The organism is Micromonospora sp. NPDC003776 (assembly GCF_053605645.1).
Window position 1 is genome coordinate 1 of the sequence record NZ_JBSGJR010000206.1, and the last position, 10,547, is coordinate 10,547.

The 10,547-nt window shown below is 72.7% G+C and carries 8 protein-coding genes; 3 read left to right on the forward strand and 5 right to left on the reverse strand.

The genetic code is table 11. From position 1 onward, the window contains the following. Positions 1–56 precede the first annotated feature (56 nt). From ctaD to ACWEVO_RS18105, 5 genes are all read right to left on the reverse strand, one after another. Positions 57–2,060 carry an aa3-type cytochrome oxidase subunit I gene (gene ctaD / locus ACWEVO_RS18085; protein ID WP_452308683.1) on the reverse strand — a complete coding sequence of 668 codons (2,004 nt, stop codon included), beginning with the start codon at positions 2,058–2,060 and terminating at the stop codon, positions 57–59. An 87-nt stretch (positions 2,061–2,147) separates the two neighbouring features. Beyond that, positions 2,148–2,879 (reverse strand): ATP-binding protein, encoded by a 732-nt coding sequence (locus ACWEVO_RS18090; RefSeq protein WP_452308684.1) that lies wholly within the window; start codon positions 2,877–2,879, stop codon positions 2,148–2,150. 95 nt (positions 2,880–2,974) lie between these two features. Then, on the reverse strand, positions 2,975–3,439 hold the full coding sequence (locus ACWEVO_RS18095; RefSeq protein ID WP_452308685.1) for a DUF4383 domain-containing protein: 465 nt from the start codon (positions 3,437–3,439) through the stop codon (positions 2,975–2,977). Positions 3,440–3,547: 108 nt separating this feature from the next. Beyond that, on the reverse strand, positions 3,548–4,702 hold the full coding sequence (locus tag ACWEVO_RS18100) for a glycosyltransferase (RefSeq protein ID WP_452308686.1): 1,155 nt from the start codon (positions 4,700–4,702) through the stop codon (positions 3,548–3,550). A 34-nt stretch (positions 4,703–4,736) separates the two neighbouring features. Next, complete coding sequence (locus ACWEVO_RS18105; protein WP_452308690.1) at positions 4,737–5,717, reverse strand: glucosyl-3-phosphoglycerate synthase; 981 nt, start codon at positions 5,715–5,717, stop codon at positions 4,737–4,739. 228 nt (positions 5,718–5,945) lie between these two features. Between ACWEVO_RS18105 and ACWEVO_RS18110 the strand changes: the two genes are divergently transcribed. The 3 genes from ACWEVO_RS18110 to secA2 all read left to right on the forward strand — a co-directional run bounded on the left by ACWEVO_RS18110 (position 5,946) and on the right by secA2 (position 10,472). Beyond that, the gene (locus tag ACWEVO_RS18110; RefSeq protein WP_452308687.1) at positions 5,946–6,980 is read left to right on the forward strand and encodes a Gfo/Idh/MocA family protein; all 1,035 of its coding nucleotides are present in this window, start codon (positions 5,946–5,948) and stop codon (positions 6,978–6,980) included. After that, on the forward strand, positions 6,973–8,061 hold the full coding sequence (locus tag ACWEVO_RS18115) for a zinc-dependent alcohol dehydrogenase (protein WP_452308688.1): 1,089 nt from the start codon (positions 6,973–6,975) through the stop codon (positions 8,059–8,061). Before ACWEVO_RS18110 ends, ACWEVO_RS18115 begins: the two co-directional genes overlap by 8 nt. Before the next feature lie 119 nt (positions 8,062–8,180). Next, positions 8,181–10,472 carry an accessory Sec system translocase SecA2 gene (gene secA2 / locus ACWEVO_RS18120; RefSeq protein ID WP_452308689.1) on the forward strand — a complete coding sequence of 764 codons (2,292 nt, stop codon included), beginning with the start codon at positions 8,181–8,183 and terminating at the stop codon, positions 10,470–10,472. Positions 10,473–10,547 lie beyond the last annotated feature (75 nt).

Sequence of the window (10,547 nt, forward strand, 5' to 3'; positions counted from 1 at the left end):
GGTCGGAGGGGCGGGCGCCCGACGGCGCCGGCCCTTCCGCTCGTTGTCCCGACCGGTCAGCTCTCCGGGGTGTCACCGTGCCCGCGGGGGTGCTCCCAGCGGGGGTTCTTCTGCGTGTTGCGCTGCGGGCCCAGCTGGGTCTCCTCCGGCTCGTCGGTCTCCTCGAAGCTGGGCCGCAGGACCTCCTCCGGCTCCGGCACGTCGACCGGCCGGGCGCCGGACTGCGGCGCCGGGGTGTACTCGGCGGCCTCGCGGGCGCCGTGCGCGCCCTCGGCGGCCGGTGACTCCGGCGCGTACGGCACGTGGCGCAGTTCCTCGGCCATCCGCTGCGGCGGCTTCGTGCTCCGCTGCGGCAGGTCCCGGCCCAGGTTCGCGACGAGCGGGCCGTACTTGGCGTCGAACGCCGGCCGCTCGGAGCGGATCCGCGGCATCTGGTCGAAGTTGCGCAGCGGGGGCGGGCAGGTCGTGGCCCACTCCAGCGAGTTGCCGAAGCCCCACGGGTCGTTCACGGTGACCCGCGCGCCGTACCGCCAGGACTTCCAGACGTTGTAGATGAAGAACAGGTTGGACACGCCCAGGACGAAGGACCCGATGCTGGAGATTGTGTTCAAGGTGGTGAAGCCGTCGCTGGGCAGGTAGTCGGAGTACCGGCGCGGCATGCCCTCGTTGCCCAGCCAGTGCTGCACCAGGAACGTCGTGTGGAAGCCGATGAACATAGTCCAGAAGTGGGCCTTGCCGAGCCGCTCGTCCAGCAGCCGCCCGGTCATCTTCGGGAACCAGAAGTACATCCCGCCGAAGAACGCGAAGACCACCGTGCCGAAGAGAACGTAGTGGAAGTGCGCCACCACGAAGTAGGTGTCGGTGACGTGGAAGTCCAGAGGCGGGCTGGCCAGGATCACACCGGTGAGACCGCCGAACAGGAAGGTGACCAGGAAGCCGACGGCGAACAGCATCGGCGTCTCGAAGGTGAGCTGGCCCTTCCACATGGTGCCGATCCAGTTGAAGAACTTCACCCCGGTGGGCACCGAGATGAGGAAGCTCAGGATGCTGAAGAACGGCAGCAGCACCTGGCCGGTGGCGAACATGTGGTGCGCCCAGACGCTCATCGACAGCACGGTGATCCCGATGGTGGCGAACACCAGACCGGTGTAACCGAAGATCGGCTTTCGGGAGAAGACCGGGATGATCTCGGTGATGATGCCGAAGAACGGGATCGCGATGATGTAGACCTCGGGGTGCCCGAAGAACCAGAACAGGTGCTGCCAGAGCATCGGCCCGCCGGTCGTCGGATCGTAGACGTGCGCGTGCACCAACCGGTCCGCGGCCAGCGCCAGCAGCGCCGCCGCCAGCAGCGGGAAGACGAAGATCACCAGGACGCTGGTGAGCAGTATGTTCCAGGTGAAGATCGGCATCCGGAACATGGTCATCCCGGGCGCGCGCAGCGTGACGATCGTGGTGATCAGGTTGACCGCGGTCAGGATGGTGCCCAGACCGCTGATGACCAGCCCCACCACCACCATGTTGGCGCCGGCGCCCGGGGAATGGTCCGCCGTGCTCAGCGGCGTGTACGCGGTCCAGCCGAAGTCCGCCGAGCCACCGGGGGTGAGGAAGCTGCCGTACAGCATCAGGCCGCCGAAGAGGAACAGCCAGTAGCCGAACGCGTTCAGCCGGGGGAAGGCCACGTCCGGCGCGCCGATCTGGATCGGGACGATGAAGTTCGCCATCCCCAGCGCCGCCGGCGTGGCGAAGAGCAGCAGCATGGAGAACCCGTGGGTGGTGAACAGCTGGTTGTACTGCTCCGGGGAGAGGAACTGCAGCCCCGGCCGGGCCAGCTCGGCCCGGATCAGCATCGCCTCGGCGCCGGCGGCCATGTAGAACGCGAAGGCCGTGGCCAGGTACATCAGGCCGATCAGTTTGTGGTCGGTGGTGCGCAGCAACCGCCACAGCGAGTTGCCTGGAACCGCCTCCCGGATCGGTCCGGGAAACCCGCCGAACTGGGCCGGCGCGAGGATCGCCGGCCCCCGGTCCCGTGCCGGCTCCGTGACTACCCGCTTGGGCATTGCTCTCACCCCGTCGTGACGGCAGAAAGGACGGGCACGCCTACCCGGCCCTCTGCCCATGAAACCAGGCGAGAGCGGTAAATTCGGTCAGTTCGCCGATAGCATTGCCCAGACGACCTTTCCGGCACCGGCCGGCGTACTGCCCCAGCGCTGGGTGAGCTCGCGGACCAGCATCAACCCGCGACCGCCCTCGGCCCGCAGGTCCGGGCCGACCGCGGCCCGCGCATCGGCCGGGCTGCCGTCCATCACCGCCACCCGCAGGTACGGCTTGCGCAGGGTCAGGGTCACCTGCATCGGGGTACCCGCGTGCCGCACCACGTTGCCGACCAGCTCGCTGAGCACCAGCGAGGCCGGGCCGGCCAGCTCCGGGATGTTCCAGCGGCCGCACGCGTCGGTGACCAGTTCCCGCGCCCGGCGGCAGGCCCCGGCGACCGGCTCCAGCCGGGTCCGCAGCCGCGGCGCGACGGCCGTGCTGGCGAACGCGGCCGCCTCGGCGCAGTCGGGGCGTACCGGCACCACCCGGCAGATCGTGGAATCGGCGAGCCAGGCGGCCGTGTCCGGCGGCGGGGCGCAGAGCACCATCGGCACGGCCGGCCAGTCGGCGGCGCGCCGGGCGGCGGCGGCGAAGACGGACAGCGCCAGCCGGTCCCGCACCTCGAGCTGCTCCAGGTCGACCACGAGCGCGTCCGGCTGGGCGGCCAGCCGCTCGGCCAGCACGCCGTCCAGGGAGCGCATGGTGCTCAGGTCCAACGCGCCGGCGAGCCGGACGACGGTGACCGGCGTCTCGTCGCGGACCTCGCACCTGATCCGGGTCGACATCCCAGGGCCCTCGCTTCAGTCTCGTCCGTGGGACCTACGAGGTACCCGTGACCAGCCCGGGTGAAACCGGACGCGGACGCCCGCTCGGCCCCGAATCAGCGGTGGGCACGGCCCCGCGTGGTGAGCAGTCCGAGAGCGATCATCCCGACCCCGAGCAGGAGGTGCAGCCAGTTGTCGGCATCGTTGAGCGGGACGAAGTTGGCCCCGCTGCCCTTGTTGACCACCAGGCCGTAGAGCCACAGCACCAGATAGATCACGCCCCCGCCGATGAGGTAGGTCCGGGCGCCGGAGACGGTCCGGGCCAGGGCCAGGCCGGCGACGCCGAAGGCCAGGTGCACGAGGTTGTGCAGGACCGACACCTGGAACACGCCCAGCAGCTTCGCCTCTGACTGGTGCCCCGCCCAGTACAGGTCGCCGTAGTGGGTGGTGACACCGGGGATGAAACCGAGCACGCCGACCACCAGGAAGACCACGCCGACCGCCGCGGCGGCCCGGCGGACGGGCGCCCGGCCGTCGGCCGGGTTGCGCCGCGCCCGGGAGTGCGCCATCGAGTTCGTCATGCCGGCCCCCTCAGTGACAACGGACCGGGCGGCATTCCCGGACCGTCGGGAGGCAAACGCCGGTCCCGCCCGGCCGCGCGGGGCGACCGGGCCGGACGACGGTACGGCTCAGGCGGGCTGCAACGGCCGGGCGGCGAGCTGCCGGACCCGCTCGTACAGCTCGACGTACCGCTGCGCCATCACCGCCGGGGTGAACCGGGCGGCCGCCTCCCGCCGGCACTCGTCCGGGTCGAGCAGGCCGGCGGCCAGCACCAGCTCGCCCAGCTCCTCCTCGTCGGTGGTGAGCAGTCCGGTGCGGCCGTGCTCGATCAGCTCCGGCAGGCAGCCGCGGCCGACGGCCACCACCGGCGTGCCGAGCGCGAGCGACTCGACCACCGCGGTCCCGCCCGGCTCCTCCCAGCGCAGCGGGAACAGCGCGGCCCGGGCCCCGGCGAGCAGGTCGTCCCGCTCCTGCCCGGCGACCGTGCCGACCCAGCGGACCAGGTCGCCGTCCACGTACGGGGCGACCTGGTCGTAGAAGAACCGGACGTCCGGGTTCTGCCGGGCCTCGTCGCCGGCGGCGGCCAGGTCCTCCGGCCGGTGGTACGGCCCGACCGGGCCGGCGAGCACGAGCGGGAAGCCGACCCGCTGCGCCAACCGGGCGCCCAGGTCCTGCCCCTTGCCCGGGTTGATCCGGCCCAGGATGAGCACGTGCTCGCCCTTCTCCGCGGCCGGCCGGCGGTCGGCGTCCACGGCGAGCGGCGTGGAGAGGTGCACGTGCCCCACCGAGTGCTCCTGGAGGGCCCGGGGCGCGCGGGCCAGCTGGGCGGCGGACACCCCGTTGACCCGGACCCGGTCACCGCCGTCGAGGTTGCCGTACAGCTCGGGATGCTTGGCCAGGTCCCAGTGCAGGGTGTGCAGCACGGGTGGGCCGTCCGGCCCCATCGCGGCCATGGTGGCCAGGCCGACCGCCTCCACGTGGTCGTGCACCAGGTCGATGTCGTCGCGGGTGTGCAGCTCGCGGACCACCCCGCTCAGGTGCGCCTGGGAGATCCCGCAGACCTGGTTGTAGGGCCGTTGGAGAGCGGGGAACTGTCCGTCCGGGAAGACCCAGACCTTCTCGTCGACCGGCAGCGTGCTGGTCTCCACCGAGGCGAGCACCACCCGTACGCCGAGCTTGCGCAGCTCCGGCACGAGGGTGGCGACCACGTTCTCGATGCCGCCGTAGCCCGGCGGTGGGACGGACAACCACGGCCCCGCGTTCATCAGGACGGTGAGACTCATCGTGTGCTGTTCCTTCCCTCCAGGCCCGGCACCCTCACGCCGCGATCCGGCGTCGGGGCACCCGGTGGCGCAGTTGCGCCAGCGGCGGACGTTCCTCGATGGACACGTCACTGACCACGATCTCCCGGTCCAGATTCGGCAGCACGTCCGAGCCGCCGCGCCGGAACTGGGTCAGCAGCGCGGTCGGCGCGCTGCCCGGGGCCGCCCAGCCGCGCCGCTGCAACCGGGACCAGGCGGTGAGCATGATCTGCGCGGACATCCGGCCCAGCGCGGCGGTGTCCTGGTGCCGGTGCTTGCGTTCACCGAGGTCCACCTGGGCCAGCGCGTCGAGCCCGACCAGGTCCAGCAGGTCGATGAGCATTGCCGTCTCCACCCCGTACCCGGAGACGAACGGCACCCGCTCCAGCACCTCGCGGCGGCCCGCGTACTCGCCGGCGAGCGGCTGCACGAAACCGGCCAGTTCCGGCCAGAAGAGGTTGAGCAGCGGCCGGGCCATCAGCTCGGTCACCCGGCCCCCGCCGTCGGCCTCCACGGTGGTCGCACGGACCAGCGGCCGGTGGTAGAAGCCCTTCACGAAGTCGACCGACGGGTCGGTCAGCAGCGGACCGATCAGGCCGGTGACGAAGTGCGGGCGGAACTCGTGCAGGTCGGCGTCGACGAACGCGACCACGTCGCCCTCGGCCGCCGCCAGCCCCGCCCAGAGCGCGTCCCCCTTGCCGGTGAGCCGGGGCAGCCCGCGGGTCATCTCGTCCTGGCTGACCACCTCGGCGCCGGCCGCCCGGGCCACCTGGGCGGTCCGGTCGGTGGAGCGCGAGTCCACCACGATCAGCTCGTCGACCAGCGGAACGCGGTCCATCAGGTGTTCACGGATCGTCGACACGATCGCGCCGACGGTGGCCTCCTCGTTGTGGGCCGGCAGCACCACGCTGATCCGGCTGTCGCCCTTGGCCCGCAGCAACCGCCGCACCGGCCAGTCGTCGGCGGAGGTGGTGCGGTAGGTGGCCCAGGCCTCCACCACAGGTGAGACGATCGCATCTGTTTCCCGCACGGGCACACTCCCAGGTCGTGGCGGAAACGCGGGCTTCTGCTTTTCCCAATCCGTCGCCCGCGCTAACCGGATCATCCCTAACAGCTTGATCACGACCAGCGCACCGGCCGGTTCCCCGCCGGTGAACGTTTGATTGCGCGGCCCCCCGGGGAGAGCTGACAGCAGTTTCGTGAGTCGCGGCGAGAGGGTCGAGGGATGCGCGCGTGCCGGGTGGGACTGGTCGGGGCCGGTGGGGTGGCGCAACGCCACGCCCGGGTGTTGACGGGCTTCGAGGACGTGGAACTGCTCGGGGTGACCGACGTCGCCCCGGACGCGGCGGAGGCCCTCGCGGGGGCGCACGGGGCCCGGACCTTCCGGGACGTGGACGAACTGCTCGCGGCCGGCCCGGACGCCGTGTACGTCTGCGTGCCGCCGTTCGCCCACGGGCCGGCCGAGGAGGCGGTGATCGCCGCCGGCGTGCCCCTGTTCGTCGAGAAGCCGGTGGCCGTGGACCTGGAGACCGCGGAGCACGTCGCCGCGCTGGTCGAGCGGCGCGGCCTGCTCACCGGCGTCGGCCACCACTGGCGCTACCTGCACATCGTCGAGGAGGCCCGGCAGTTGCTCGCCGACCGCCCGGTTCGGATGGTCAACGGGGCCTGGCTGGACAAGGTCCCGCCGGTCGACTGGTGGGCCCGGCGGGACCGGTCCGGCGGCCCGGTGGTCGAGCAGGCCGCGCACGTGCTGGACCTGGTCCGGCTGCTGGTCGGGGAGGCGACCGAGGTGACCGCGTACGGCGACGGCACGCCGCCGCCGGTGGCGGGCGCCGACATCGACTCGGTCACCGCCGCCACGCTGCGCTTCGCCTCCGGCGCGGTGGGGACCCTCGCCGCGGCGTGCGTGCTCACCTGGAAGCACCGGGCCGGCCTGGAGATCCTCGCCGACGGGCTGGCGCTCTCCCTGGCCGAGGACGGCCTGACCATCCGCGACGCCGACGGGGAGCGGCACCTGCCCGCCGACCCGGACGGCGCCCGGGTGGCCGTCGACCGGGCCTTCGTCGACGCGGTCCGGGGGATCGGCGACGACGTCCGGGTTCCCTACGCGGAGGCGCTGCGTACCCAGCGGCTGGCCTTGGCGGTGGCCGAATCGGCACGGACCGGGCGCAGCGTGGCGCTGCCCACCGGCCCGGCCGCCCGGCTCACCACGGCGGTGTCCGACGCGGTGCCGGCGGAGGGGGTGACCATCGATGCGTGACCGGGTGGTGGTGGTCAGCGGACCGGGCCGGGTCGAGCTGGTCGAACAGGACGCGGGTGAGCTGCGCGAGGGGACCTTCCGGGTGGAGACGCTCTACAGCGGGGTCTCCGCCGGCACCGAGCTGAGCTACGTCAAGGGCACCAACCCGTACCTCAACGTCACCTGGAACGCCGAGCTCGGCCTGTTCCAGCCCGGTGCGGCCAGTACCCCCTATCCGGTGACCCGGCTCGGGTACATGCAGGTCGGCCGGGTGGTGGAGAGCCGTACGCCGGCCGTCGCCGTGGGCACGGTCGGCGCGCTGACCTACGGGCACCGCAGCGGGTTCCTCGCCGACCCGCTCGCCGAGCGGTTCGTCGCGCTGCCCGACGACCTCGACCCGCTGCTCGGGGTCTACGTCGCGCACATGGGTCCGATCTGCGCCAATGGGCTGCTGCACGCGGCCGCCGACCTGTGCGGCACCGACGTGCGCGCGCTCGGCGACGGGGTCCGGGGCCGGCGGGTGGCGGTGGTCGGCAGCGGGGTGGTCGCCCTGCTGACCGCGCTGCTGGCCCGGCGGCACGGGGCGGCCTCGGTGGTGGTCCTCGACCCCACCCCGGCGCGGCGGGAGGTGGCCGAGGCGCTCGGCCTGGAGACCCTGGACCCGGAGGCGGACGACCCGGCCGTGGTGCTGAAGACCCGGTGGCGCCACGCCGCCGGCGACCGGGGCGCCGACGTGGTCTTCCAGTGCCGCGGCCAGGACTGGGCCCTGCAGCTCGCACTGCGTTTGCTGCGACCCCAGGGCACCGTCGTCGACCTGGCCTTCTACCAGTCGGGCGCGGGCGCGGTCCGGTTCGGAGAGGAGTTCCACCACAACGGGCTGGCGCTGCGCTGCGCCCAGATCGGCCGGGTGCCGCGCGGGCTGGCCCACACCTGGGACCGGGAGCGGCTCTCCGCGGAGACGATCGAGCTGCTGCGCCAGTACGGCGACCTGATCCGCAAGCACCTGGTCACGGCGGTGGTGCCGCTGGAGGAGGCCCCGACGGTGCTGACCGACCTGGCCGAGCGCCGCCGCGCCGAGCTCCAGGTGGTGTTCACCGGCTGACCGCGGGTTCCGGTCAGTCGGGCGGTGACCTGCGGAAACAGGGACGAAAGGAACCCCGGGCGGACGCGCGCGCCGGTCGGGGGTCACAATCGGCTCCGGTTCGCGTACCGTTGCCGCTCATGGGTGTGTCACAACGCGTGAAGAGCAGGTTCCGGAGGTTCCTCCAGCGCCCGGGGACGACGGTCGACCTGGCCCCGCTGGAGAAGCTGCTGCCGGCCATCGAGGCCCGCGAGGCGGAGCTGGAGAAGCTCTCCGACGCCGAGCTGACCGAGGCGGCCGGGCAGGCCGAGGGGTACGAGGAGATCTGCGCGGTCGGCCGCGAGGCGGCCCGGCGCGGCCTCGACCAGCGGCCGTACGACGTGCAGCTGCTCGGCGCCATGGCGCTGCTCTCGGGCAAGGTCGCCGAGATGGCCACCGGTGAGGGCAAGACGCTCACCGCCACCATCGCGGCGTACGGGCACGTCCGGCTGGGCAACGGCCCGGTCCACGTGCTCACCGTCAACGACTACCTGGCGCGCCGCGACGCCGAGTGGATGGGCCCCGTCTACACCCTGCTCGGGCTCACCGTCGGCTGGGTCAACGAGGCCTCCACGCCCGAGGAGCGCAAGGCCGCGTACGCCTGCGACGTCACCTACGTGGCGGTCAGCGAGGCCGGCTTCGACTTCCTCCGCGACCAGCTCGTCACCGACCTCGCCGACCGGGTCCAGCCGCCGCTGAAGACCGCGATCGTCGACGAGGCCGACTCGATCCTGATCGACGAGGCCCGGGTGCCCATGGTGCTCGCCGGCGCGGTCCCCGGCGAGCAGGACCCGGTGCACGCCGCCGCCGCGCTGGTCCGCGGCCTGCGCAAGGGCAAGCACTACACCGTCGCCGAGGACGGGCGCAGCGTCGCCTTCACCTCGCTCGGCCTGGCCACCGTCGAGGCCAAGCTCGGCGGCATCGACCTGTACGACGAGGAGCACGTCGGTCAGCTCTCCGCGGTGAACGTGGCGCTGCACGCGCACGCGCTGCTGCACCGGGACGTGGACTACATCGTCCGCGACGACTCGGTCGAGCTGATCGACGAGATGCGGGGCCGGGTGGCCCAGCGCCGCCGCTGGCCGGACGGGCTCCAGGCCGCGGTCGAGGCGAAGGAGGGCCTGGACGCCACGGCCGAGGGTGAGGTGCTGGGCACCGTCACCGTGCAGGCCTACATCGCGCTCTACCCGACGGTCTGCGGGATGACCGCGACCGCCGTGCTCGTCGGCGACCAGCTCCGCGAGTTCTTCGGTCTCGAGGTGGCGGTGATCCCGCCGAACACCCCGTGCATCCGGGAGGACGAGCCGGACCGGATCTACGCGACCCAGGCCGAGAAGGAGGAGGCGCTGGTCGACGAGATCAAGCGCTGCCACGAGGCCGGCCGCCCCGTGCTGGTCGGCACCCTCGACGTCAAGGAGTCCGAGGGCCTGGCCGCCGGACTCCACGCGGCCGGCGTGAACTGCGTCGTGCTGAACGCCAAGAACGACGACGAGGAGGCGGCGATCATCGCCGAGGCCGGCGCGTACGGCGCGGTGACCGTCTCCACGCAGATGGCCGGCCGGGGTGTCGACATCCGCCTCGGCGGCAGCGACCAGGCCGACCGGGATCGGGTGGCCGAGCTGGGCGGCCTGTACGTGATCGGCAGCGGCCGGCACGACAGCCGCCGGGTCGACGACCAGCTGCGCGGCCGGGCCGGCCGGCAGGGCGACCCGGGCGGCTCGGTCTTCTTCGTCAGCCTGGAGGACGACCTGGTGGTGCGGCACGCCGGCGACACCGTTCCGCCGTCGCCGCGGATGAACGCCGACGGCCTGGTCACCGACCCGCAGGTCGACTACGCGGTGGAGCACGCCCAGCGGGTCGCCGAGGGCGTCAACCACGAGATCCACCGCAACACCTGGCGGTACAGCCAGGTCATCGAGCAGCAGCGCAAGGCGCTCGCCGAGCGGCGGGAGCGGCTGCTGACCAGCGACATCGCCGCGCTGATGCTGCTGGAGCGGGTGCCGGAGAAGGCCGGCGAGATGGACGAGGACCTGCTCGCCGAGGTGGCCCGCAAGATCGCCCTCTACCACCTGGACCGGCTCTGGGCCGAGCACCTGGCCGAGCTCTCCGAGGTGCGCGAGGGCGTGCACCTGCGGGCGCTGGGCCGACTCGACCCGCTGGACGAGTTCCACCGCAGCGCCGTACCGGCGTTCAACGCGCTGGTCCCCGAGATCGAGTCGCGGACCATCGCCACCTTCGAGGAGACGGAGTTCACCGACGGCTGGGAGCCGGACGCGGCGAAGCTGGTCCGGCCGAGCGCCACCTGGACGTACCTGGTGCACGACAACCCGTTCGGCTCGGAGCTGGACCGGCTGATCGCCTCGGTGGGGCGGCGGCTCATCGGGTCCCGCTGACCGTCTGCGAGGGGTCCCGTCCGGCGCGGGCCCGCGCCGGGAGGGACCCCCTGGGGCGGGGTCGGAGCGGGTTTT